The 23,848-nt window shown below is 71.5% G+C and carries 20 protein-coding genes; 16 read left to right on the forward strand and 4 right to left on the reverse strand.

Translation table 11 applies throughout. The features are described 5' to 3' along the window. Window positions 1-2: 2 nt before the first annotated feature. The 7 genes from ACLVWQ_RS29320 to ACLVWQ_RS29350 all read left to right on the forward strand — a co-directional run bounded on the left by ACLVWQ_RS29320 (window position 3) and on the right by ACLVWQ_RS29350 (window position 9,831). Window positions 3-1,493 carry an aldehyde dehydrogenase family protein gene (locus ACLVWQ_RS29320; protein ID WP_414112221.1) on the forward strand — a complete coding sequence of 497 codons (1,491 nt, stop codon included), beginning with the start codon at window positions 3-5 and terminating at the stop codon, window positions 1,491-1,493. Further along, a complete protein-coding gene (locus ACLVWQ_RS29325; protein WP_414112222.1) occupies window positions 1,486-2,409 on the forward strand; it encodes an aldehyde dehydrogenase family protein in 924 nt (307 codons plus the stop codon). The genes ACLVWQ_RS29320 and ACLVWQ_RS29325 overlap by 8 nt, the downstream gene beginning before the upstream one ends. 176 nt (window positions 2,410-2,585) lie before the next feature. Further along, the gene (locus ACLVWQ_RS29330; RefSeq protein ID WP_414112223.1) at window positions 2,586-3,995 is read left to right on the forward strand and encodes an RICIN domain-containing protein; all 1,410 of its coding nucleotides are present in this window, start codon (window positions 2,586-2,588) and stop codon (window positions 3,993-3,995) included. Window positions 3,996-4,141: 146 nt separating this feature from the next. Beyond that, the gene (locus ACLVWQ_RS29335) at window positions 4,142-5,152 is read left to right on the forward strand and encodes a CHRD domain-containing protein (protein WP_414112224.1); all 1,011 of its coding nucleotides are present in this window, start codon (window positions 4,142-4,144) and stop codon (window positions 5,150-5,152) included. A 67-nt stretch (window positions 5,153-5,219) separates the two neighbouring features. Beyond that, window positions 5,220-5,861, forward strand: coding sequence for a hypothetical protein (locus ACLVWQ_RS29340; protein ID WP_414112225.1), 642 nt, complete (start codon window positions 5,220-5,222; stop codon window positions 5,859-5,861). A 156-nt stretch (window positions 5,862-6,017) separates the two neighbouring features. Then, on the forward strand, window positions 6,018-6,548 hold the full coding sequence (locus tag ACLVWQ_RS29345; RefSeq protein WP_414112226.1) for a sigma-70 family RNA polymerase sigma factor: 531 nt from the start codon (window positions 6,018-6,020) through the stop codon (window positions 6,546-6,548). 385 nt (window positions 6,549-6,933) lie between these two features. Beyond that, window positions 6,934-9,831, forward strand: coding sequence for an AfsR/SARP family transcriptional regulator (locus ACLVWQ_RS29350; protein ID WP_414112227.1), 2,898 nt, complete (start codon window positions 6,934-6,936; stop codon window positions 9,829-9,831). A gap of 71 nt (window positions 9,832-9,902) precedes the next feature. Here ACLVWQ_RS29350 and ACLVWQ_RS29355 read toward each other — a convergent pair whose 3' ends face one another. After that, on the reverse strand, window positions 9,903-10,607 hold the full coding sequence (locus tag ACLVWQ_RS29355; protein WP_414112228.1) for a restriction endonuclease: 705 nt from the start codon (window positions 10,605-10,607) through the stop codon (window positions 9,903-9,905). A 126-nt stretch (window positions 10,608-10,733) separates the two neighbouring features. Between ACLVWQ_RS29355 and ACLVWQ_RS29360 the strand changes: the two genes are divergently transcribed. The 8 genes from ACLVWQ_RS29360 to ACLVWQ_RS29395 all read left to right on the forward strand — a co-directional run bounded on the left by ACLVWQ_RS29360 (window position 10,734) and on the right by ACLVWQ_RS29395 (window position 19,867). Then, complete coding sequence (locus ACLVWQ_RS29360; protein ID WP_414112229.1) at window positions 10,734-11,600, forward strand: siderophore-interacting protein; 867 nt, start codon at window positions 10,734-10,736, stop codon at window positions 11,598-11,600. Between the two features lie 50 nt (window positions 11,601-11,650). Continuing rightward, window positions 11,651-12,430, forward strand: coding sequence for an AraC family transcriptional regulator (locus ACLVWQ_RS29365; RefSeq protein WP_414112284.1), 780 nt, complete (start codon window positions 11,651-11,653; stop codon window positions 12,428-12,430). Between the two features lie 218 nt (window positions 12,431-12,648). Beyond that, window positions 12,649-13,698 (forward strand): iron-siderophore ABC transporter substrate-binding protein, encoded by a 1,050-nt coding sequence (locus tag ACLVWQ_RS29370; RefSeq protein ID WP_414112230.1) that lies wholly within the window; start codon window positions 12,649-12,651, stop codon window positions 13,696-13,698. After that, window positions 13,695-14,738 (forward strand): FecCD family ABC transporter permease, encoded by a 1,044-nt coding sequence (locus ACLVWQ_RS29375; RefSeq protein WP_414112231.1) that lies wholly within the window; start codon window positions 13,695-13,697, stop codon window positions 14,736-14,738. Before ACLVWQ_RS29370 ends, ACLVWQ_RS29375 begins: the two co-directional genes overlap by 4 nt. Next, entirely contained in the window at window positions 14,735-15,799 is a 1,065-nt protein-coding gene (locus ACLVWQ_RS29380; protein WP_414112232.1) for a FecCD family ABC transporter permease, read from the forward strand. Before ACLVWQ_RS29375 ends, ACLVWQ_RS29380 begins: the two co-directional genes overlap by 4 nt. Continuing rightward, window positions 15,796-16,689, forward strand: a complete 894-nt coding sequence (locus ACLVWQ_RS29385; RefSeq protein ID WP_414112233.1) for an ABC transporter ATP-binding protein — start codon at window positions 15,796-15,798, stop codon at window positions 16,687-16,689. The genes ACLVWQ_RS29380 and ACLVWQ_RS29385 overlap by 4 nt, the downstream gene beginning before the upstream one ends. A 222-nt stretch (window positions 16,690-16,911) precedes the next feature. Then, window positions 16,912-18,975, forward strand: a complete 2,064-nt coding sequence (locus tag ACLVWQ_RS29390; protein WP_414112234.1) for a phosphocholine-specific phospholipase C — start codon at window positions 16,912-16,914, stop codon at window positions 18,973-18,975. A gap of 55 nt (window positions 18,976-19,030) precedes the next feature. Continuing rightward, window positions 19,031-19,867 (forward strand): phospholipid scramblase-related protein, encoded by an 837-nt coding sequence (locus ACLVWQ_RS29395; RefSeq protein ID WP_414112235.1) that lies wholly within the window; start codon window positions 19,031-19,033, stop codon window positions 19,865-19,867. Between the two features lie 110 nt (window positions 19,868-19,977). Here ACLVWQ_RS29395 and ACLVWQ_RS29400 read toward each other — a convergent pair whose 3' ends face one another. Continuing rightward, on the reverse strand, window positions 19,978-20,985 hold the full coding sequence (locus ACLVWQ_RS29400) for a DMT family transporter (RefSeq protein ID WP_414112236.1): 1,008 nt from the start codon (window positions 20,983-20,985) through the stop codon (window positions 19,978-19,980). Further along, the gene (locus ACLVWQ_RS29405; RefSeq protein ID WP_414112237.1) at window positions 20,982-21,830 is read right to left on the reverse strand and encodes a phosphatase PAP2 family protein; all 849 of its coding nucleotides are present in this window, start codon (window positions 21,828-21,830) and stop codon (window positions 20,982-20,984) included. The genes ACLVWQ_RS29400 and ACLVWQ_RS29405 overlap by 4 nt, the downstream gene beginning before the upstream one ends. A gap of 206 nt (window positions 21,831-22,036) precedes the next feature. Here ACLVWQ_RS29405 and ACLVWQ_RS29410 point away from each other — a divergent pair, with 206 nt between their 5' ends. Next, window positions 22,037-22,687: a TetR/AcrR family transcriptional regulator C-terminal ligand-binding domain-containing protein gene (locus ACLVWQ_RS29410; RefSeq protein ID WP_414112238.1), complete on the forward strand. Its 651-nt coding sequence runs from the start codon at window positions 22,037-22,039 to the stop codon at window positions 22,685-22,687. A gap of 142 nt (window positions 22,688-22,829) precedes the next feature. On the opposite strand, the gene ACLVWQ_RS29415 is transcribed toward ACLVWQ_RS29410, so the two are convergent. Next, window positions 22,830-23,795 (reverse strand): DUF2510 domain-containing protein, encoded by a 966-nt coding sequence (locus ACLVWQ_RS29415; protein WP_414112239.1) that lies wholly within the window; start codon window positions 23,793-23,795, stop codon window positions 22,830-22,832. Between the last annotated feature and the right edge of the window lie 53 nt (window positions 23,796-23,848).

Raw genomic sequence — 23,848 nt, forward strand, 5'->3', positions numbered from 1 at the left:
ACATGTCGGACCGCCCCGAGCCCCGTACCGTCCCCACCCGGCAGGAATCCGCCGGGCCGGGCGCCCTCCTCTACGCCCCCGCACCCGAATCCAGGGCCGTCGTCTCACTGCGGCCCGCCTACGGACTCTTCGTCGACGGCGAGTTCACCGAACCGGGCGAACAGACCCTGGTCAGTGTCAACCCGGCCGACGAGGAGAAGCTCGCCGAGGTGACCTCGGCCACCGAGGCGGACCTGGACCGCGCCGTGGCCGCGGCGCGCCGCGCCTACGACGGCGTGTGGTCCCGGACCAGCCCCTCCGAGCGAGGCAAGTACCTCTACCGGATCAGCCGGATCATCCAGGACCGCGCCCGCGAACTCGCCGTGCTGGAGTCCCTCGACAACGGCAAACCCATCAAGGAGACCCGGGACGTCGACATCCCGCTCGCGGCCGCGCACTTCTTCTACTACGCGGGCTGGGCCGACAAACTCGCCTTCGTCTCGCCGGGCGTTCCCGCACCGCGGCCGCTCGGCGTCGCGGCCCAGGTCATCCCGTGGAACTTCCCCCTGCTGATGCTCGCCTGGAAGATCGCCCCGGCGCTCGCGGCAGGCAACACCGTGGTCCTCAAACCCGCGGAGACCACCCCGCTGACCGCCCTGGTCTTCGCCGAAATCTGCCAGGAGGCCGAACTGCCGCCCGGTGTGGTCAACATCGTCACCGGCGCGGGTGCCACCGGCCGGGCGCTCGTCGCCCACCCCGGCGTGGACAAGGTGGCGTTCACCGGTTCCACCGAGGTGGGCCGGGAGATCGCCGCGACCGTCGCCGGCACGTCCAAGCGGGTCACGCTGGAACTCGGCGGCAAGGGCGCCAACATCGTCTACGCGGACGCGGCGCTCGACCAGGCGGTGGAAGGGATCGTCACAGGGATCTTCTTCAACCAGGGGCATGTGTGCTGCGCCGGGTCCCGGCTGCTGGTTCAGGAGTCCGTCGCCGAGGAGGTCATGCACCGGCTCAAGGAACGGGTGGCCCGGCTGAGGCTCGGCGACCCGCTGGACAAGAACACCGACATCGGCGCCATCAACTCCGCCGCCCAGCTCGCCCGTATCCAGGACCTCGCCGAGGCGGGCCGGAACGAGGGAGGCGAACAGTGGTCCCCGCCCTGCGAACTGCCCTCCCGCGGCTACTGGTTCGCGCCCACCGTCTTCACCGGGATCACCCAGGCCCACCGGATCGCCCGTGAAGAGATCTTCGGGCCGGTGCTCTCCGTCCTGACCTTCCGCACCCCGGAAGAGGCCGTCGAGAAGGCCAACAACACCCCCTACGGCCTCTCCGCGGGAATCTGGACGGAGAAGGCCAGCAGGATCCCCTGGACCGCGAACCGGCTGCGTGCCGGAGTGATCTGGTCCAACACCTTCAACAAATTCGATCCCACGAGCCCCTTCGGGGGCTACCGCGAGTCCGGCTACGGGCGCGAAGGCGGACGGCACGGACTGGAGGCGTACCTCAATGGCTGACACCGACACGGCCACGGCACCCGAACCCGCATCGACGGCTCAGGATCCGGCTCCGGCGTCCCGACGGCTGCCGGTGCACAAGACCTACAAGCTCTACCTCGGTGGCGCCTTCCCCCGCTCCGAGTCGGGCAGGAGCATCCCCGTGACCTCATCGGACGGCGCCCACCTGGCCAACGCCGCGCTCGCCTCACGCAAGGACGCCAGGGACGCCGTCGTCGCGGCGCGCGCCGCGTTCGGTCCCTGGGCTTCGCGGTCGGCCCAGCTCAGAGGCCAGATCCTCTACCGGATCGCCGAAATGATGGAGGGCCGCCGCGCCCACTTCGTGCAGGAGACCGTCGACGCGCAGGGCATCGACGAGGCAACTGCGCAGGACGTCGTCTCCGCCGCGATCGACCGCTGGGTCTACTACGCGGGATGGACCGACAAGATCGCGCAGGTGCTGGGCGGAGGCAACCCGGTGGCGGGACCCTACGAGAACAACTCGTCCCCCGAACCCACGGGTGTCGTCGCGGTCCTCGCCCCCCAGGACTCACCACTGCTCGGGCTGGTCTCGGTCGTCGCCCCGGTGATCGCCGCGGGCAACACCGCGGTCGTGGTGGCGAGCGAGCGCGCCCCGCTGCCCGCCGTCACCCTGGCCGAGGCGCTCGCCACCTCGGACCTGCCCGGCGGGGTCGTCAACGTCCTCACCGGCCGCACCGCCGAGATCGCGCCGACCCTGGCCGCGCACGCCGACGTCAACGCACTCGACCTGGCCGGAGCGGGAGACCTCGCCACGCGGTTGGAGACCGCGGCGGCGGCCACCCTCACCCGGGTGCTGCGCCCGGAACCGTCCCCGGACTGGAACGCGTTGCCGGGCCTCGCCCGCATCACGCCGTTCCTGGAGACGAAGACCGTCTGGCAGACCGTCGGACGGTGAACGGCCCGTGGTGTGCCGGCCACTTCCGGCCTCGGCCCTCGGCGCGGACCGGTGGCCGGGTCGGAGCGGCGTCGGGAGACCGGCAGGGGACCGGGGCAACCGGAACCGCCCGTTCGGGCAGTGATGCTGCCCTGAGGCTTCCTGACGTGGCCCTCGCGGTGCGTTTCACTCGGTGAGTGAGCCTTTGGACTTCCCTGGAACCCGCCTCCGCGACTGTGGACCCGGGTGGCAGTACGACGGTGCGGCTGCGGCTGCGCAACACCGGTGACGTGGTGGACGAGTACCACTTCGAAGTGGTGGGGGATCTGGCTCCCTGGGCGAGAGTGGAGCCGCAGTCGCTGCGGTTGTTTCCGGGTACGACGGGTTCGGTGGAGCTGACGTTCGCTCCGCCGCGCACTCCGGACGCGACCGCGGGTCCCAATCCGTACGCGGTCCGTGTCACGCCGGTCGAGCATCCGGAGGCGGTGACCGTTCCGGAGGGGAATCTGACGATCACTCCGTTCACGGAGGTGCGGGCGGAGTTGGTGCCGCCGACCGTGAAGGGCCGGTTCCGCGGGCGTCCGAAGCTGGCCGTGGACAACGTGGGCAACACGAAGCTGACGGCTTCGGTGAGCGGCAGCGACAACGGCGATCAGCTGTCGTACGAGATCCATCCGAGCAGTGTGCAGATCGAGCCGGGCCGTGCGGCGTTCGTGAAGACGACGCTGAAGCCGCGGCAGATCATCTGGTTCGGCTCGAAGGAGCAGCGGCCCTACACCCTGGCCGTGCAGCGCTCCGGTGTCACACCACTGGACGTCGAAGGCATGTATGTCCAGCGGGGGTTCCTGCCGCGCTGGCTCGCCACCTTCTTCGGTATCTTCCTGGCCCTCGCGGTCACCTTCGTGATGCTGTGGATCGCGTACAAGCCGCAGGTGCGCAGCGCCGCCACGGAGAAGCTGGAAGACGCCGGAATCAGTACCCTGGCGCCCTCTCCGTCGCCGTCCGTCGAGGCCCCGAAGGCTCCCTCCGTCGAGCCGGAGCCCTCCGAGTCCGCCGCGGGCGACTCGGGTGGCGGCGGAGGGGGCGCGGCCCCGCAGCCGACGAAGGACAAGCCCAAGAGCGTGGTGCCCGCCTCCGACATCCTCCTGCAGAACGCCGACACCAGGAAGTGCGCCGACATCCCGGGCAAGGGGAAGGGCGCGCAGGACGGCCGGGTGCAGCAGTTCGCGTGCAACGAGAGCACCGACGACAACCAGCTCTGGGATCTCGACGTGCGCTACCCGAAGCTCGGCCCCAGGGGCTCGGGCCTGTTCGTGATCCGCAATGTCAAGGACCAGTTGTGCATGGACCTGCCGGGTACCGGGGCTCAGCCCATCCACACGGCGATCAGCGAGTCCGTCTGCGTCGGCACGGTCGACGACAACCAGCTGTGGTGGGTCGACAAGCAGGAGAGCGGCGCCTACTGGATCCGCAACTACGCCAGCAACAACAAGTGTCTCGAAGTGGGCGGGAACGCGCCCACCACTGACGAGGTACGACTCTTGATCTTCGACTGCACCAACACCGACGACCAGGAGTGGAAGATCGTTCACCCCTCGAAGACCTGAGACACGACTCCCGGAAATCGGCCCCGGCCGGTCCCGGGAACGTCTCAGAACTGTCACCGGGTGACCCGGAACGCAGGGGTGTCCCGTGTCTCGGGTGTCGGACCGCGGAGATCGCCGCGGTGACACCTACGGGGAGACGGAATCTCATGAACAGCAAGCGTTTCGCGTTGATCGCCTCGTCCGCCGTGGCCGGTGCCCTGATGCTGACGGCCTGCAACGGCGACGACCTCGCGCAGGACGGGGCCCACGCGTCGGCGGGCGGGCACGTGTCGGCGGACTCCGCTCAGGCCGCGGGGGCGATCGGCCGCTACGGCAAGGACGCGGAGGGGGCGGCGTTCTTCGCCTCGGCCCTCACCGGCGACAACGAGGTGCCCGTGGAGGGCAAGCCGGCGGTCGGCGACAAGGACGGCCGGGCCGTGGCGTTCCTGCGCGTCCAGGGCCAGGACGTGTCCTTCGCACTGGCCTGGAGCGGCACGGCGACTCCGACACTGGCGCACCTGCACCAGGGCGGCCGGGGAGTCAACGGCGATGTGAAGATCCCGTTCTTCACCGAGAAGCTCAAGGACGGCAGTTCGCACGTCTACGGCACCGTGAAGGTGCGGGACGCCGCGCTGCTGGGTGACATCAAGGCCCACCCCGAGAAGTTCTACTTCAACCTGCACACCGACGAGTTCCCCGGCGGCGCCGTCCGCGGCCAGGCGGTCGCCCTGCCCGGCAGTGTCGACCTGCCGAAGACCGTCCAGGACTCCAGGCTGCGCGGTGTCGTGAAGGGATCCCAGGTCTACGCCTGCACCGAACAGCCCGACGGCACCCACGCGTTCACCCAGGACAACGTCGACGCCACCCTCCAGGGCGACATCGACCACACCTTCGCCCAGCCCGGTCCGGCGGGCCCGCCGCAGTGGATCGCGCCCGACGGCTCGTCCGTCACCGGCAGCGTCGTCAACAAGTTCGACAACGGCAAGGGCAACATCCCCGAACTCATCCTGAAGGCGACGCAGACGGGTGCGGCGGAGGGGCTTCTCGCCAGGACGCAGGTCGTCCTGCGGCTCAACACCGAGGGCGGGGTGGCCCCCGCGGGCACCTGCGACGCCGCCGCCCACCCGACAGCCCGGGTGCCCTACTCCGCCGACTACCTCTTCCTCGCCACTCGGTGACACACCGGCACGTCGGGAGGGCGGGCCGCGACGCGCGGGCCGCGATGGGGACGAGGCAGGGACGACCATGAACACGTACGACGAGATGACCACGTACCGCCGGAGAACCGCGTTCGCCGCGGGGGCCGTGGTGCTGGCCCTGGCGCTGTCCGCCTGCGGATCGGACCGGCCCGGCACGCGTGGTGCGGCGCGGGCCGGGGCGGAGCCGTCGGGGCAGATCACGCTGGAGGTGGTCGAGGAGCCGGCGGTGCCCCTGAGTTCCGCGGGCGCGGTCCCGGACGGCACGGCGCAGGCGGGCACCGCGCGGCCCGCCCTCGGCGTCCTGGACAGTCCTGAGCTCGGCCGGGTGCTGCAGGACAGGAACGGCAGGACGCTCTACCTGTTCACGAAGGACACGCCCTGGCCGATGCGGACGGCCTGTGACGCGAAGTGCCTGGAGAAGTGGACGCCCAGCGAGCCCGTCACGGCGGCGGAGGCGAAGGCCGCGGGTCTTGACCCCGGTGTCCTCTCCCCGTTCACCACGCCGGACGGGCGGACGCAGGAGTCCTTCAACTGCTGGCCCGCGTACACCTTCAAGGGCGACGAGAAGCCCGGAGACACGAAGGGGCAGGGGGTGGGAGGGGTGTGGTTCGCGGTCAAGGCGGACATCCCCCGGAGCGACCGCGGAAGGACCGTGCCCGCGGCGAAGGCGCACGTCAGAGGTCAGTGACGGCCGGGGTGGTCCGCTCGTCACTCTTTCGGCACTGCCCGCTGCCTACCGTCGGTTCCGCATCGTGATCCCTTCCCCGTGTGCCTCCGCGACCGGGCAGCCCCCCGCCTGCCCGGACGGAGCACCGGTGTGACAGAGAATTAGGAACCAGTCACCATGACCGTAACTGCGGGCATCGCTCCCTCCACGTCCTTGCCGGCCTCCGACCCCGTGGACGACCTGGTGGAGCAGCACAGAGACGCACTCCTCGCCTACGCGCACAGGCTGCTGTCGGACCACCACCTCGCCGAGGACATCGTCCAGGAGACCTTCATCAGGGCGTGGCGTCACACGGACCGACTCCTCAACAGGGAGGGGTCCGTGCGCGGTTGGCTCTTCAAGGTCGCACGGAACCTGATCATCGACCGGTCGCGGAGCGCCTACGCGCGGCACGAGACGGTCACCACCGACAGCGGTGACCCGGCGCAGGAGGACCACACCGAACCGGCCCACGCGTCCATGGAGGCCGTGTCCCTCCTGCGGGGCGTGTCGGCGGAACACCGGAAGGTGCTCGTCTACCTCTACATCTACGGATGCACGGTGGACGAGACCGCGCGGATCCTGGGGGTGCCGTCGGGCACGGTCAGCTCACGCCGGCACCTGGCACTGCGCGCACTGCGCAACAGGCGTGCTTCGCTGGGGTATTGACCCCACCGATCCTGAAACGCACTGAAGGGCCCCACTGTTCGAAGTGGGGCCCTTCAGTGCGTCTGGGGCCGCCCGGCGCCATTTCTGCTCGGCTGGCCACAAATGGCCATGTCTGGCGTTCACTTGACCGCGTCCCGCACAGTGTGGGGCGCGGTCGCCCGTGTGTGACCCACACTGTGCGGGAGCGCCCGATGTCGGGATCGCGTACGGAGTGTCTCTGATCCGTCGCCGTCGTGCCACGTGGCGGCAACCGGGTGAGCGCCGCACGATCCTGCCCCGTACCTGCCTGCGAGCGGCGCGCCTCGCGCCCTTCGCGGAACCTGAACCACCATGTCGTACCCGCGATGTGGGGGTACCGACCACTTGTCTGTAGGGAGAATCAGAAGTGAGCCCCGAACACCGGCCCACGGCGGACGTCGCACTGCGTTTCTCGGTGCTCGGCCCTCTCAGGGCCTGGCGGCACACGACGGAGCTCAGCCTGGGGCCACCGAAACAACGGGCGCTGCTGGCCCTGCTGCTGGTGCAGACGAACCGGCCGGTGCCGCTGCACCAGATCGTCGACGCCTTATGGGACGACTCCCCGCCGGAGCACGCGGTCAACGTCGTCCACCGTCACGTCGGTGCCCTGCGCAGGCTCCTCGAACCGGAGCTGACCGAACGAGCCCGAGCCCGCGTGCTGGTGCGCGCGGCAGGCGGCTACCGGCTCGACACGGCGGACGACGCGCTGGATCTGCTGAACTTCCGGAAACTGCGCGACGCGGCGCAGGAGGCCTCGACCGCAGGGCGGCCCGCGCAGGCCGCCGGACTGTTCGTCCAGGCGCTCTCCCTGTGGCACGGGCGGACCGCCGCCGGACTTCCCCGCACGGCGCAGTCCCACACGGTCTTCGCCGGAGTCGACGCCGAGTACCTCCACGCCGCCAGGGACGCCGCCGACGCGGCGCTGGCCGCGGGACGGACGTCGGAGGTGCTCCCACTGCTCAGGCAGGCAGCCGAGAGCGACCCCCTGAACGAGTGCCTCCAGGCACGGCTCGTCCTCGTCCTCGCCGCCGAGGGTCTCGCCGCCCAGGCCCTGGACCACTACCAGGTCGTCCGGTCCCGGCTCACCAGTGAACTCGGTGTCGACCCAGGCCCTGAACTGCGGGACGCCCAGGTCCGCGTACTGCGCGGCACCGTCGCCCCGACGCGGGCCCCCCGCCCCGCGGCGACGGCCGCCGACGGCACGCCCTCCCCGGGGGTACGCCCCGCCCAACTGCCCGCGGATCTGCCCGCGTTCACCGGCAGGAGACCCGAACTGGAGTGGATGCGCGACCTGCTGCCGGTCGAGGGCGGCACCCCGACCTCTGTCGTCATCAGCGCGATCGGCGGCGCGCCGGGCGTGGGGAAGACCACGCTCGCCCTGCACTGGGCCCACCGCAACGCCCAGCACTTCCCCGACGGGCAGTTGTACGTCAACCTGCGCGGATACGACCCGGCCGGCGTCGCGCTCACTCCGTCGACGGCCATCTGCTACTTCCTGGAGGGGCTCGGCGTACCGGCCGAGGACATCCCGCCGAGCCTCGACGGCCAGGCGGCCCTGTACCGCAGTCTGCTGGCACGACGGCGCATCCTGGTGGTCCTGGACAACGCGCGCAGCGCCGAGCAGGTGCGTCCCCTCCTTCCCGGGACACCGACCTGCCTCACGGTGATCACCAGCCGTGAACAGATGCCCGGACTCGTCGCCGCCAACGGAGCGCGCTCCCTGCGCCTGGACATCCTGACCGCCGAGGAGTCCATCGAGTTCATGTCGCGGCGGCTGGGCGAGGCACGCGTCACGGCCGACCGGCAGGCGGCGCTCAGCATCGCCGAACAGTGCGGGCGGCTGCCCCTCGCCCTGGCCATCGTGTGCGCGCGTGCGGAAGGCCACCGGGCCGCGCCGCTCGCCGACATCGCCGCGGAACTGGAGGAGAGCCGCGACGACCTCGGTGTCTTCGGCGCCGGCGACCCGGCCACCGACACCCGCTCGGTCTTCTCCTGGTCGTACCGCACCCTGACCCCGGCGGCGGCCCGGGTCTTCCGGCTGCTGTGGATGTGTCCGCCCCACGGCGTCTCCCCGCAGGCCGTGGCGAGCCTCGCGGGACTGCCCGTCGCACAGACCCGTCCCGTGCTGTCCGAACTCACCCGGGCCAGCCTCTGGACCGAACCCGTGCCCGGCCTCTACAGCTCCCACGAACTGCTGCGGACCTTCAGCCAGGAGCTCTCCCTGGCCGACGACTCGGCCGACGCCCGCGAGGAGGCCCGCCGTCGGCTCTTCGACCACTACCTGCACAGCGCGCGCGGAGCGGCCACCCAGCTGTACACGCACCGGGAGCCCCTCCCGCTGCCGCCCGCCGCCCCCGGTACGCAGGTCATCTCCTTCACCGACACGGACCGCGCGGCCAAGTGGCTCGTCCGGGAGATGCCGGCGCTGGAGGCGGTCATCACCCGGGACAGCGGTCACGGCACCGGGGCGCACGCCTGGCGCATGGCCACGACCCTCGAACTCGTCCTGGACCGGCGGGGACGCCGGGAGGAACAGATCGAGCTCCACACCACGGCCCTCGCCGGCGCGCAGCGGCTCGGAGAGACACAGGGCGAGGCCCATATGCACCGGGTGCTCGGCTTCGCCCACGTCCGGACGAACGACCACGTGCGCGGCGCCGCGCACCTGGAACGGGCGTTGGAGCTGTTCACCGAGATGGGGGACGTCCCCTTCACCGCGCTGACCCACCGGTACCTGGCCTTCCTGGCGAACGCCCGGCAGGACCACCGCGAGGCGCTGGCGCAGTACAAGATCGCCTGTGCCCTGTACACGCGGACGCGGGCCTACGTCGGTATCGCGAGCGTCACCAACGAGGTCGCCTGGACCCGCCTTCTCCTGCACGAGTACGAGGAGGCGCTGGGGGACTGCCGCCGCGCGGTCCGCATCGCGCACAGGTCGGGGAACAGGAACATCGAAGCGGCGGCCTGGGACACCATGGGGGTCGCACACCACCGGCTCGGACAGTACGACGAGGCGCTGGAGGCCTTCGACCAGGCGCTCGCCCACTACCGCGCGCTCAACGACGCCTCGCTGACCGCCGACACCCTCGTCCACCGGGGTGAGGCCCTCGCCGTCATCTCCCCCCAGGAGGCGCGCCAGGCGTGGAAGGAGGCACTGGAGATACTCGACGCCCTCGGGCACGCGGAGGCCGACCGGCTGCGGGAACTGCTGGAGGGACCCGACGAGGACCCACCGAGGAACCGGCCGGCCACCATGAACATCTGATCCCCTCTGCCCCTCTGCCCCTCTGCCCCTCTGTCCCGCGCCCTCGCCGCCGCTCCGGAAGCGGTCGCCGGTCACTTGCCGTAGGCCTGCTTCCAGCGTGCCCGGTGCCGGACGTCCCCCTGTCCCCGGCCGTTCAGACCGCTCAGCGAGGAGAGGGGCACTCCGTTGTTCCACAGCCCGAGGAGATCCCGGTGCACGGCGAGGATGCCGTGCTCCACGGCGAACCGCTCCGAGGGGCGGCTGAAGCGCGTGGTCGTCACGAAGACGGCCAGGTCCGCCCGGAAGTGGACCCACGCGCCCAGCAGATCACGCAGTTCGCGGCTGGCGATCGTGCTGCTCGGCGCGTACCGCTTGCACTGGATCACCATGGCCCGGCCGTCGGGGAGACGCCCGAGGACATCGGCGCCGTTGTCGTGCGAACCGCCGACCCGCCGCACCTGGGTGCAGCCGTCGCGCCGGCACAGCTCCGCCACCAGCTCCTCGAACTCCGTGCCGGTCATCGCGTCCGCCTCGGCGAGGGTCCGCCGGCCGGCCGCCACCTCGTCGGCCCGGCGCCAGTGCCGGTCCCGTGCCCGCGCGAGCCGGTCCGTGCGCCACAGCCACCAGCCCGTCGTCCCGACGACACCGAGGAGCAGGGCTGCCGTGAGATACGGCCACACGGTGGACCAGAAGACCACCAGGAGCCCCAGCGCCGCACCGCCGCCGACCGCGGCCGACCTCAGCCGCGCCTTCCGCCGTCTGCGAGCAGCCGCACCCCGACCTCGCCGAGCAGCCATACCGGCCTCACCCTCCCCCTCGGGCCGACGTCCCTGATGGGCAGTCTGGCGAGAACGGACCGCCGCGAGTAGGGCGCAAGTCGGCCAGGGCTTGGATCGGAAGTTAGCTTAGGCTAACCTTTGTAGGTGTCGAAGATCTCCAGGTTGATGCCCCAGCGGCCCCGGCTGTTCCGCTGCCACGTCGTGCGCGGTGAGCGTCGCACGCCCTCGATGCAGCGGGTCACCGTGACAGGGGCGGACCTCACCACGTACCCATGGCGCGGCTACGACCAGTGGTTCCGGCTGTTCCTGCGCAAACCCCACCAGGAGCGGTTCGTACTGCCGGAGATCTCCGGTGCGAGCTGGTGGAAGCCGTTCCTCGCCCTTCCGGAGGAGGAGCGGGCGCACTGCGCCAACTACACCGTGGCCGACTTCCGCCCTGCCGGGGCCGGGCTCGACGCCGAGCTCGACATCGACTTCGTCGTGCACTGCGGTCCCGGTGGTGAGCCGGAGGGGGCCGCCGCGATCTGGGCCTGCGCCGCGACCCCCGGTGAGGAACTCGCCCTGCTCGACCAGGGGTTGCTCTTCGACTGCCCCGACGACGCCTCCGACGTGCTGCTCGTCGCCGACGAGAGCGGTCTGCCCGCGACGGCCGGCATCCTGCGTTCGCTGCCTCGGGACGCCGTCGGCCGTGTCATCCAGGAGGTCCCGACCGCGGGTGACCGGCGCGTTCTCGAGGCGCCTGCCGGGATGAGCATCACCTGGGTCGTACGCGACGACCCGTCCGCGGTCCCCGGCGCCGCCGCGCTGGCCCAGCTGCGCCGGCACGTACCGGCCGCCGACCCGAAGGCGTACGCCTTCGTGGTGGGGGAGTCGACGCTCGCCACGGAGAGCCGCCGCCATCTGCACCGCTCGGGACTGCCGAAGTCGCGCATCACCTTCTCCGGCTTCTGGAAGCGCGAGACGCACGAGGTGCGAGAGACGCGTGAGGCGCACGAGAAGGCCACGGCCTGACAGGCGGACGGACGGGGCAGGTGGGTCAGGTGGGCCGGGTCGACAGGCGTGTGCGCGTCACCAGGGAACTGCCCACGCTCGCCGCGGGCGAGGTGGACGTGCCGTTCGTGATCAAGGGGTACGAGGAGGTCGTCACCGCCGACACGGCGTGGAACGAGCACTCGCACCCGTGGCACGAACTCCTCTGGAACGAGCACGGGGCGTCCACCGCCGTGGTGGGTTCCCAGGTCTGGTGCGTCACGCCGACCCTGGGCCTGTGGATGCCGGCCGGGCAGCTGCACTCCGCGTCCGCGGTCGCGGGCACCGCCTTCCGCGCCCACTTCTTCCGCCACGGCACGGTGTCGGCGTTGTCCGAGCTGTCCGACGCGCCGGTGGCCGTGGAGATCACCCCGCTGCTCCGCCTCCTGCTGGAGCGGCTGGAGGAGCCGGATCTGCCGTCGCGCTCCCGGTCCGTGACGGAGGCGACGGTGCTCGACGTCCTCCAGCCGTCGCCCCGTGCGCTGCTGGTCCAGCTGCCCACCTCCGCGCTGCTGCGGCCGATCGTGGACGCGGTCCGCGCCGACCCCTCCCATCAGCGGACACTCACCGGCTGGGCGGCCTCGCTCGGGTGCAGCGCCCGCACGCTGACCCGCGCGTTCAGGGCTGAGACGGGCACCAGTTTCGCCCGCTGGGTGGCGGCGGTCAGGGCCCAGCACGCCGTCCAACTGCTGTCCCTCGGCTGCGAGGTCGACATGGTGGCCGACGCGGTGGGCTACCGCTCGGCGAGCGCCTTCGGGGCGGCTTTCCGGCGTACGACGGGCATGACTCCGGGTCGGTTCCGCGCCCCCTGAAGAGGGCCGCCCCGCCGGCGGTCCGCGCGGATGTCCCGATCGCTACAAGGGCTGTCGAGAAAGCTCGATTGATACGCGCCGCCCAACTCCATACTCTGTGCAGGTAAGCCTTACCTAAGTTGCTGGTGTGCGTGGGGTGCCCTGCTCCACGACTCACGGTTCGCGGGTCCTCCGCTGTGAGCCCGCCCGGCACCCCGAATGAAAGTGGACACGGGTCGATGAGAACCCCACGCCTTCGTGCGCTCGCCCTCGCGGCGACCCTCCTGCTCGGACTCACCGCCTGTGGCGGTGGATCCGACGACTCGGACGACAGCGGTGCCGCGGACGCCGGCGCCAAGAGCTCGGGCCGGTTCCCCGTGACGATCAAGCACGCGCTCGGCACCACCGTCGTACCGTCCGAGCCCAAGCGTGTCGCCACCGTGAACTGGGCCAACGACGAGGTGCCGCTGGCCCTCGGGGTCGTCCCCGTCGGCATGGCCAAGGCCAACTTCGGCGACGACGACGGGGACGGGGTGCTGCCCTGGACCGAGGCCAGGCTCAAGGAACTCGACGCCAAGACGCCGGTCCTGTTCGACGAGACCGACGGCATCGACTTCGAGGCCGTCGCCGACACCCGGCCGGACGTCATCCTCGCCTCGTACTCCGGACTGACCGAGCAGGACTACGAGACCCTCAGCCAGATCGCCCCCGTGGTGGCCTACCCCGAGGCCGCCTGGGCGACCCCGTGGCGCGACATCATCCGCCTGAACAGCAAGGCCATCGGACTCGCGGCCGAGGGCGACGAGCTGATCGGCGACCTGGAGGGGCAGATCACCAAGACCGTCGCCAAGTACCCCCAGCTGAAGGGGAAGTCGGCGATGTTCATGACGCACGTGTCGTCCAAGGACGTCAGCGAGGTCGGCTTCTACACGACCCACGACACCCGCACGCAGTTCTTCACCGACCTCGGCATGAAGATCCCGGCCAGTGTCTCCGGGCCGTCCGGCGCGACGAAGAAGTTCGTGCTCACCAAGAGCGCCGAGCGCATCGACGACTTCAACGACGTCGACATCATCACCGGCTACGGCGACGACAAGGGCGAGCTGCTCAAGGCCCTCCAGAAGGACCCGCTCACCTCGAAGCTGGCCGCGGTCGAGAGGGACTCCCTCTACCTGCTGCCCGGCAGCACCCCGCTCGCCACCGCCGCGAACCCGACACCGCTCTCCATCCCGTACGTCCTGGACGACTATGTGGCAGCGCTCGCCAAGGCCGCGGACAAGGCCGCGTGAGCGTCACCCACATCCCGCGCGCCCCGGACGTCGTCCCCGTACGGCGTCCGGCGCGCGTGCGCGTCAGCTGGCTCCTCGTGGTCACCGCGGTCCTGATCGCCGTCATGACCGCCTCCCTCGCCTTCGGCTCCCGTGACGTCGCCTGGTCCGACGTGTGGTCGGCGCTCGGCGGGGCGGACCACACCCTGGAACAGGCCGCGGTCGCCAAACGCATACCGCGCACCCTGCTGGCCGTCGTCGTGGGCGCCGCCCTCGGACTCGCCGGCGCGGTGATGCAGGGGGTGACCCGCAACCCGCTGGCCGACCCCGGCATCCTCGGCGTCAACATGGGGGCCTCCCTCGCGGTGGTCACCGCCATCGCCTCCTTCGGCCTCTCCTCGGCGGCCGGCTACATCTGGGTGGCGATGCTCGGCGCCGGCCTGACGGCGGCCTTCGTCTACGGCGTCGGCTCGCTGGGCCGCGGCGGCGCCACCCCGCTGAAGCTGGCCCTCGCCGGCGCCGCCATCTCGGCCGCGCTCGCCTCCCTGGTCAGCGCCGTCGTCCTGCCGCGCAACGACATCGCCGACACCTTCCGGCTGTGGCAGATCGGCGGCGTCGGCGGCGCCTCGTACGCGCAGCTCGGCAGCGTCGTACCGTTCCTCGCCGTGGGGTTCGTGCTCTGCCTCGCCTCCGCGCGGGCCCTCAACTCGCTGGCCCTGGGCGACGACCTGGCCGCCGGACTCGGTGAACGTGTCGCCCTCGTGCGGGCCACCGCCGCCCTCGGCGCGGTCGTCCTGTGCGGCGCCTCCACCGCCGTCGCCGGACCGATCGGGTTCGTCGGACTCGTCGTACCGCACGCCTGCCGGCTGCTGGTCGGGGTGGACCACCGCTGGCTGCTGCCGTTCTCCGCGCTGAGCGGTGCCGTCCTGCTGACCGTCGCCGACGTGGTGGGCCGGGTCGTGGCCCGGCCGTCGGAGATCGACGTGGGGATCGTGACCGCGCTGGTCGGCGCCCCCTTCTTCATCCACATCGTCCGCCGACAGAAGGTCAGATCCCTGTGACCGCTCCCGCCGTCCCCGGCCCGTCCGTGGTGCGGACCGTCACCGCGACCGTGACCCGCCTCCGGGTCCGCCGCGCCCACCGGCGCCGCCTGATCGTCCTGGCGCTGCTGGTCCTCGTGGCCGCCGCGTTCGCCACGACGCTGATGGCCGGGCACACCTTCTACCCGGCCCGCGACGTGCTGCGCGTGATCATGGGTGAACAGGTGCCGGGCGCCTCCTTCACCGTCGGTACGCTGCGGCTGCCGCGCGCGGTGCTCGCCCTGACCGCCGGGTTCAGCTTCGGCATCGCGGGAGTCACCTTCCAGACGATGCTCCGCAACCCGCTCGCCAGCCCCGACATCATCGGCATCAGCGCGGGCGCGAGCGCGGCCGCGGCCATCGCCATCGTGGTCCTCTCGCTGAGCGAGACCCAGGTCTCGGTCCTGGCGATAGCCGCCGCGCTCGGGGTGGCGCTGCTCGTCTACACCCTCGCCTTCCGCGACGGGGTGGCCGGCACCCGGCTCATCCTGATCGGCATCGGCATCTCCGCCCTCCTCGACAGCGTCACCTCCTACGTCCTGTCGCAGGCCGCCGAATGGGACCTCCAGGAGGCGATGCGCTGGCTCACGGGCAGCCTGAACGGCACGACCTGGACGGAGACCGTGCCGGCCGTCCTCGCCGTGTTCGTACTCGGTCCCGTGCTGCTCTCCCAGGCCCGCAACCTGAGCGCGCTGAGCCTGGGCGACGACACGGCGTCCGCGCTCGGCGTCCGTGTCGAACGCACCCGCGTGATCGTCATCGTCGCCGCCGTCGGGCTCATCGCGTTCGCGACGGCGGCCGCGGGACCCATCGCCTTCGTCGCCTTCCTCTCCGGCCCGATCGCCGCCCGGCTGGTCGGCGGCGGCGGATCCCTGCTGATCCCCGCGGGCCTGGTCGGCTCGCTGCTGGTCCTGGTCGCCGACTTCACCGGCCAGTACGCCTTCGACATCCGCTATCCCGTCGGTGTCGTCACCGGCGTCCTCGGCGCCCCCTACCTCGTCTACCTGATCGTCCGCACCAACCGGGCCGGAGGCTCACTGTGACCGCGTCCCACACCCTCTCCACCGAGGACCTCACACTCGGCTACGGCGACCGTGCCGTCATCGAGGGACTGGACCTGACCCTCGCGGCCGGGCGGATCACGGTGATCGTCGGTGCCAACGCCTGCGGCAAGTCGACGCTGCTGCGCTCGATGTCCCGGCTGCTCACCCCCCGTACCGGGCGGGTCGTCCTGGACGGCAGGGAGGTCCACCGCACCCCCGCCAAGGAACTCGCCCGCACCATGGGCCTGCTGCCGCAGTCGCCGGTCACCCCCGAGGGCATCACGGTCCTCGACCTGGTCGGCCGGGGCCGCCACCCCCACCAGCGCGCGTTCTCCCGCTGGACGGCGCAGGACGACGAGGCGGTGGCCGTCGCGCTGGAGGCCACCGGTACCACCGACCTGGTGGACCGGGCGGTCGACGAACTCTCCGGCGGTCAGCGCCAGCGCGTGTGGATCGCCATGGCGCTCGCCCAGCAGACCGACCTGCTGCTCCTCGACGAGCCCACCACGTTCCTCGACATCAGCCACCAGGTGGAGGTCCTCGACCTGCTGACCGACCTGAACCGGACCCGCGGCACCACGATCGTCATGGTCCTGCACGACCTCAACCTGGCCGCGCGCTACGCCGACCGCCTCGTCGCCCTGGCGTCCGGCGGACTGCACGCGGCCGGGACCCCCGAGGAGGTGATGACCGAGGACACCGTCAGCGCGCTGTACGGCATGGAGAGCCGCGTGATGAAGGACCCGATCTCCGGCAAGCCCCTCGTCCTGCCCATCGGCCGCCACCACTCGACGGCCGACGCCACCGGTCCCGGCGAGGCCGGGCACGCGACGCCACCGGCCGTGGGCGCGGAGCCGCGTGAGCGGGACGACGAACTCCACCGGCTCTGACCTGACCGTCGGCCGACGCGCGCCGGCGCCTCACCCGCCGCGCACACCGCACCCGCCTCGCGCACCTCACGTACCTCCGTCTTTCACGTGGGCGCCACGCGGGCCTTCCCTGACGTCTGTTGCTCTTGGAACACTCCTTGCGCGTACGTTCCGGCATGCGAAGGTCCGTTCGTGAGCCGCTCCGTACGCCCCGTACCCGTCAGGACGAGAGGTCACCCAGTCATGACCGAAGTGAATCGGCGCCGTTTCCTGCAGCTGGCAGGCGGCACCGCGGCGTTCACCGCGCTGTCGGAGAGCATCGCCAAGGCCGCCGCGATCCCCGCGGGTTACCACCGGGGCACCATCGAGGACGTCGAGCACGTGGTCGTCCTGATGCAGGAGAACCGTTCCTTCGACCACTACTTCGGTGCGCTCAGGGGTGTCCGCGGTTTCGGCGACCCGCACCCGGTCGCGCTCGACAACGGCAAGTCCGTCTGGCACCAGTCCGACGGCACCAAGGACCTGCTGCCCTTCCGCCCCGAGGCCGACGACCTCGGCATGCAGTTCCTGGAGGGCCTGCCGCACAGCTGGCCCGACGGGCACGCCGCCTACAACGGCGGCAAGTACGACAAGTGGGTCCCCGCGAAGGGCGCCACCACCATGGCGTACCTGACCCGTGAGGACATCCCCTTCCACTACGCGCTCGCCGACACCTTCACCGTCTGCGACGCGTACCACTGCTCGTTCATCGGCTCCACCGACCCGAACCGCTACTACATGTGGTCGGGCTTCACCGGTAACGACGGCAAGGGCGGCGGCCCCGTCCTCGGCAACGACGAGGCGGGCTACGACTGGACGACGTACCCCGAGCGCCTGGAGGAGGCCGGGATCTCCTGGAAGGTCTACCAGGACATCGGCGACGGCCTGGACGCGGCCGGCTCCTGGGGCTGGATCCCGGACGCCTACCGCGGCAACTACGGTGACAACTCGCTGCTCTACTTCAACAAGTACCGCAACGCGAAGGCCGGCGACCCGCTCCACGACAAGGCCCGCACCGGCACCGACGCGCGCACGGGCGAGGGCTACTTCGACCGGCTGCGCGCCGACGTGGTGGGCGGCAAGCTGCCGCAGGTCTCCTGGATCGCCGCCCCCGAGGCGTTCTCCGAGCACTCCAACTGGCCCTCGAACTACGGCGCCTGGTACATCTCCCAGGTCCTGGAGGCGCTCACCGCGGATCCCGCCGTGTGGGCGAAGACGGCCCTGTTCATCACGTATGACGAGAACGACGGCTTCTTCGACCACCTCGTCCCGCCGCTGCCGCCGCGCTCCGCCGAGCACGGCAAGTCCACCGTCGACGTCGGCCCGGACCTCTTCGCGGGCAGCTCGAAGTACGTCGCAGGACCCTACGGGCTGGGCCCGCGGGTGCCGATGCTCGTCGTCTCGCCGTGGAGCAAGGGCGGCTACGTCTGCTCCGAGACCCTCGACCACACCTCGATCGTCCGGTTCCTGGAGCGCCGCTTCGGGGTCGAGGAGCCGAACATCTCGCCCTGGCGCCGGGCCATCTGCGGCGACCTGACCTCCGCGTTCGACTTCACCCGCAAGGACAGCGAGCCGGCCGGCCTCCCCGACACCGACGCGTACGAGCCGCAGGACAAGGACCGGCACCCGGACTACAAGCCGACCCCGCCGGCCAACCCGGAGCTGCCCGGACAGGAGCGCGGTCTGCGGCCCGCCCGCCCGCTCCGCTACGCCCCGTGGACCGACGGCTCGGCGGACCCGAAGGGCGGGACGTTCACGCTGGCCTTCGCCTCCGGCAAGAAGGCCGGCGCCTCCTTCCACGTGACCTCCGGGAGCCGCACCGACGGCCCCTGGACCTACACCACCGAGGCCGGCAAGAGCGTCTCGGACACCTGGAACTCCGCGTACTCGAACGGCTCGTACGACCTGACCGTGCACGGGCCCAACGGCTTCCTCCGTGTCTTCAGGGGCCCCGGTAGGACCGCAGGACCGGAGGTCACCGCCCGCCACCGCGGGGACGACGTCGAGCTGACCCTCACCAACGGGGGGACCCGCACGGTCGACCTCGAACTCGCCGACGGCTACGGCGGCAGGACCAGGTCGTTCAAGGTGCGGCCCGGCGCGACCGTACGGCACACCGTGGACCTGCGCGCCAGCAGGCGCTGGTACGACCTGACCGTCCGGTGGGGCGCGGACGCCTCGTTCCTGCGCCGCTTCGCCGGGCACGTCGAGAACGGCCGGGCGGGCGTCAGCGACCCCGCGATCGGCGCGGCACGGGTGGCGCGGTGAGTCCCACATCGACCGGACTGGTCATGTACCTGAGGGCCCGGGGTAGTCTGCCCCGATGACCACGCATTCGAACACCCCTGCAGGCTGGTACCCGGATCCGCAGGGCGCGCCGCAGACACAGCGCTACTGGGACGGCGCCCAGTGGACCGAGCACACCAACCAGGGCCAGCAGCAGGCCGCGCAGCCCGCCCAGCCCGCGCAGCAGGTCCCGCAGCAGGCGGCGGCCCCCGATCCGCGGGTCCAGCAGCAGGTGCAGCAGCGGGCCGGCGTCGCGCCGAACACGGCAGGCGGCGGCACGCTGTTCACCGAGCCGGTCCTGGTGGTGAACCAGAAGGCCAAACTGATCGAGCTGACCAACGAGTACAAGGTCATGGACCAGCAGGGCAACGCGATCGGCTCGGTCGTCCAGGTGGGGCAGAGCGCCCTGAAGAAGGTGCTGCGCTTCGTCGCCAGCATCGACCAGTTCATGACGCACAAGCTGGAGATCCGCGACGCGTACGGTCAGCCGCAGCTGCTGCTGACCCGGCCCCGCAAGTTCCTGAAGTCCCGGGTGCTCGTGGCGCGTGCGGACGGCACGCCGGTCGGTGAGATAGCCCAGCAGAACATGTTCGGGAAGATCAACTTCGCGATCAAGGTCGACGGGCAGCAGGTCGGCGCGATCAAGGCGGAGAACTGGCGTGCCTGGAACTTCGCGATCGTCGACCACGCCGACACCGAGGTCGCCCGGATCACCAAGACCTGGGAAGGCCTCGCGAAGACGATGTTCACCACTGCGGACAACTACGTCCTGCAGATCCACTTCCAGCTTCCCGAGCCCCTGCTGAGCCTCGTGGTGGCGACGGCGCTCACCGTCGACACGGCACTCAAGCAGGACTCACGCGGCCTGGGCTGAGACCCGGAACGGAACGACGACGAGGGCGGCAGGCGCGTACCCGGTACGCACCGGCCGCCCTTCGCGTGGCAGGCACACGTTCGCGGCGGACGGGGTCGCGGCGGACGGGTTCACAGTGATGTCAGGTGCCCGGACGCCGGTGGCGCCGGCTGACGCGGCAGCAAGAACGGCTCGTACGGCGCCGGCTGGGGGTCCAGCGCGAGAACCGCGGCCACGGGATGCCGCTCCACCTCCACGGGCGTCTCCACCGGCGCCTCCGCATCCACGCCCGGAGGCACGGGCGAGGGTATGGGCACGGGCGCGGGCGTGGACCGTGACAGCGTCACCACGCCCCAGGCCGCGACCGCCGCTCCGCTCCCCGCGAGCAGCAGCCCCACCACTCCACCCTGCAGCCGTTCGCCGAGCAGCGAAAGGCCGATCAGCGCGGCGGCGATCGGATTGGCCAGCGTCACCACGGCCAGCGGCGCGCCGAGCCCGCCCTTGTAGGCGGTCTGCGACAGCAGCAGACCCAGCGCGGCGAAGGCCGCGACCAGCACGGCCACCACGATCACCCCCGCGTCGAGCAGCGGACCCGAGCGGTCCGTCGTGGCGACCGTGACGGTCTGGGTCAGCGCCGACGCGACACCCGAGGCGACACCGGACGCGGACGCGTGGCGCAGCCCGGGGCGGGCGCCCGGCCGGGCCAGTACGCCGATGAGGACTGCGGTGGCGCCCGTCACGGTCAGCGCCTGCGGGACGGTCAGCCCGTCGTCGGGCGCGGGCCCGGACGCCGTGACGAGCAGGGCGGCGAGCCCGGCCAGCGTCAGTGCCGTACCGCGCCACTCCACCGCGCTGACCCGTCGCCCCGCCAGGCGCGCGCCCAGCGGTACCGCGGCGACCAGGGTGAGCGCGCCGAGCGGCTGCACGAGCGTGAGGTTCCCGTACTTGAGAGCGGCCACGTGCAGCAGCGCGGCCCCCGCGTTGAGCCCGACCGACCACCACCAGGCGCCGCGGCCCAGCAGGCGCAGCACTCCGGAGTCGCCGGTCCGGGAGGCCAGCCGTTCCTGGGCGACGGCGGCGGCCGCGTACGCGACGGCGGAGAACAGCGACAGGACGACGGCGACGAGGGTTGCGCTCATCGTGCGGCTCCCACGAGCTCGGGCGCCTCGGGTACGTCGTGCGCGGGCCGTCCGCCCGCCGCCCGCGGTACGGGGCTGCCGTCGTCCGCGTGCTCCGGACCGGACCCGGTGTCCCTCGCCGGGCGGCGGGGCGGGCGGACGACGGCCAGGGCGATGCCGAGGACGACGGCCGCCACGATCGCGTCGAGCCAGTAGTGGTTCGCCGTACCGACGATCACGAGCAGCGTCAGCAGCGGGTGCAGCAGCCACAGCCACCGCCATCGGGAGCGGGTCGCGGCGATCAGCCCGATGGCGACCATCAGGGCCCAGCCGAAGTGCAGCGACGGCATCGCCGCGAACTGGTTCGAGAGGGAGTCGGTCTCGGGCGAGGCGCCGTACACCGTGGGTCCGTACACCTGACCGGTGTCCACGAGGCCCGTCGCGGCGAGCATGCGCGGCGGCGCGAGCGGGAATGTGAGATGCACCACCAGGGCGGCCGCGGTCACCGCGGCGAGGACCCGGCGGGCCCACACGTAGTGCCCGGGGCGCCGCAGATAGAGCCAGATCAGGAAGGCCGACGTGGCGGGGAAGTGGACTGTCGCGTAATAGGTGTTGACGACATGGACGAGGGTGTCGCCGTACAGCGTGGCGGTCTGTACGGAGCCCTCGCCGGGCAGGTGCAGGAACCGTTCCAGGTCCCATACGCGGTGCGCGTTGTCGAAGGCCTCGGAGGTGTGGCCCGTGGCCAGCTGCCGGCCGAGTTTGTAGACGAGGAAGAGCCCCGCGACGAGCAGGACCTCACGGACGAGGGGAGGCCGCCGTATCGCGGCGGATCCCTTCTGGGCAGGCTCGGTTGGGCGTTCCATCCCCCGGCCCCTTTGCTTGACGGTCTCACGTGTACTGATGCGTGGTGAGCCCAGGAGCGGATCCACTCGGACACAGGGGTGGGTCCCGTCCAAGGCTCATCGATACGCCAGTGTACCGATACGAAGTCGTTCCGGTACACTGGCGTATCGATAGCGTGCCCATCCCGGCGGCAGCCACACCCGAGGACGAGCGAGGAGAAAGCGCCATGACGTCGCAGGCAACGGAGGGACCGGAGACGGTCGCCCCCTCGCGCCGCTCCAAGATCACGCCGGAGCGTGAGCAGGAGTTCTTCGACGCCGTGCTCGAGCAGGTCCGGGAGTGCGGCTATGCCGCGCTGACCATGGAGGGTGTGGCCGCCTCCACGCGGTGCAGCAAGTCCACGCTCTACCGGCAGTGGAAGACGAAGCCGCAGTTCGTGGCCGCCGCGCTGCGCGCCAGCCACTGCCCCAAGTTCATCGGCATCGACACCGGCTCGCTCGCCGGCGACCTGCGCGCGGTGGCCCGCACGGCGGGGGAGCGGTCCGACGAGGACACCAGGCTGCTGCAGGCGCTGGGGCAGTCCGTGATGCAGGACGACGAACTGAAACGCGCGCTGCGTGAAGCCCTGGTGGCTCCCGAACTCGACGCGCTCCGGGCGATGATCGGGCGCGCGGTCGAGCGGGGCGAGGTCATGGCCGACCACCCGGTGCTGGAGTTCGTGCCGGCGCAACTGCTCGGTGTGCTGCGCGTCCGTCCGCTCCTCGAAGGCCGGCCGGCCGACGCGGAGTATCTGCTGCGCTATGTCGACGTGGCCCTGCTGCCCGCCCTCGGGCTGGCGCGGTCCCATCCGAGACCCAGGCCGCCGTCCACGGGATGACTGGACGGTGACCTGATCGCGCCGCACCGTGGGGACGGGGGCGGCGCGGACCCCCGGCCGGGTGGGGTTCCTCTTGAGCGGAGAGGGCCTTCACCCGGCCGACCGGCGTCCGGCCCGTTCGTCGGGACCGCCGCCGTACGTCCTACACGTTCTGGCCGTTGCCGCCGCCCGCGGACTCCTTGATGCCCTTCGTGATGTCGTCGATCACGGACTGCTTGGGCGCCCCTGACCCCACATCGACACCGAAGCGCACGACGACGAGCTGCTTGGCGTTGGCGGGCGCCGGGAAGACCAGCGACTCGACGTACCCGTCGGCGCCCTTGCTCGTGACGACCTTCCAGCGGACCGCGTAGCCCTTCTGACCGGCCACGGTGACCGCCTTGGAGGAGAGCTCCTCGTGCGAGGTGATCTCGCCGTAGCTCTTGCCGCCGTAGGACTCCTCGGCGTTCTTGGCGATGTCCTCCTTGGCGGCGGCCTCGACGGTGGTCGCCTTGATCTCCAGGGCCAGCGCGGGGACGGAGTACGCGCCGCCGCGGGTGCAGGTCGCCGACGTGTCACCCGGGCACTTGTAGGAGTCCTTGGACGTCACCTGGGCGCCCACCTGGATGGTCTCGCCGCTCCAGTCGTCGGGCACCGGAAGGCTGATGCCGTTGACGGGGTCGGCGGCGAAGCCGTCCTCGGACTGCTGCGGCTGCGGGACCCCGCTCTCGCCGCCGTCCGGCCCGCCGGGACCGCCCTGGCCGCCACCGTCCTGCCCCTGGGGGCCACCCGGCTGCGACGGCACGGGTGTCGACCGGGCGTCGCTCTGCCCGGCACCGGCCGTGTCGTCGTCGGCGGTCAGCGCGTACACGCCGCCGCCGATGCCCGCGAGCACCGCGACGGCGGCGGCGACGGCTATCGCCGTACGCACTCCGCGCCGGGGCCCGTTGGGGGCCGCGCCCGGGTACGGCGCGCCCGGCGCGTACGCCGGAGGACCCCATGCGGCGGCCGACTCCGCGGGGCGGGTCTGGTCCGTCCATGTCCTGCCGTCCCACCAGCGCTGGGTGGCGGGAGCGTCACTTGTCTGCCCGGGATCGGGATACCAGCCGGGGGGAGTCGCCTGCGTCATGGGTCCACCGTATGAGGTGCGGGTGAAAGCCGTATGAGAGGACCCCGTTTCCG

The organism is Streptomyces sp. CWNU-52B (genome assembly GCF_047444975.1).
Lineage (GTDB): Bacteria > Actinomycetota > Actinomycetes > Streptomycetales > Streptomycetaceae > Streptomyces.

Bases quoted from the DNA above. Each gene is read 5' to 3' on its own strand.
- ACLVWQ_RS29320 (WP_414112221.1), top strand. From the start codon at position 3: ATGTCGGACCGCCCCGAGCCCCGTACCGTCCCCACCCGGCAGGAATCC.
- ACLVWQ_RS29325 (WP_414112222.1), top strand. From the start codon at position 1,486: ATGGCTGACACCGACACGGCCACGGCACCCGAACCCGCATCGACGGCT.
- ACLVWQ_RS29335 (WP_414112224.1), top strand. From the start codon at position 4,142: ATGAACAGCAAGCGTTTCGCGTTGATCGCCTCGTCCGCCGTGGCCGGT.
- ACLVWQ_RS29340 (WP_414112225.1), top strand. From the start codon at position 5,220: ATGAACACGTACGACGAGATGACCACGTACCGCCGGAGAACCGCGTTC.
- ACLVWQ_RS29345 (WP_414112226.1), top strand. From the start codon at position 6,018: ATGACCGTAACTGCGGGCATCGCTCCCTCCACGTCCTTGCCGGCCTCC.
- ACLVWQ_RS29355 (WP_414112228.1), bottom strand. From the start codon at position 10,607: ATGGCTGCTCGGCGAGGTCGGGGTGCGGCTGCTCGCAGACGGCGGAAG.
- ACLVWQ_RS29370 (WP_414112230.1), top strand. From the start codon at position 12,649: ATGAGAACCCCACGCCTTCGTGCGCTCGCCCTCGCGGCGACCCTCCTG.
- ACLVWQ_RS29390 (WP_414112234.1), top strand. From the start codon at position 16,912: ATGACCGAAGTGAATCGGCGCCGTTTCCTGCAGCTGGCAGGCGGCACC.
- ACLVWQ_RS29395 (WP_414112235.1), top strand. From the start codon at position 19,031: ATGACCACGCATTCGAACACCCCTGCAGGCTGGTACCCGGATCCGCAG.
- ACLVWQ_RS29400 (WP_414112236.1), bottom strand. From the start codon at position 20,985: ATGAGCGCAACCCTCGTCGCCGTCGTCCTGTCGCTGTTCTCCGCCGTC.
- ACLVWQ_RS29405 (WP_414112237.1), bottom strand. From the start codon at position 21,830: ATGGAACGCCCAACCGAGCCTGCCCAGAAGGGATCCGCCGCGATACGG.
- ACLVWQ_RS29410 (WP_414112238.1), top strand. From the start codon at position 22,037: ATGACGTCGCAGGCAACGGAGGGACCGGAGACGGTCGCCCCCTCGCGC.
- ACLVWQ_RS29415 (WP_414112239.1), bottom strand. From the start codon at position 23,795: ATGACGCAGGCGACTCCCCCCGGCTGGTATCCCGATCCCGGGCAGACA.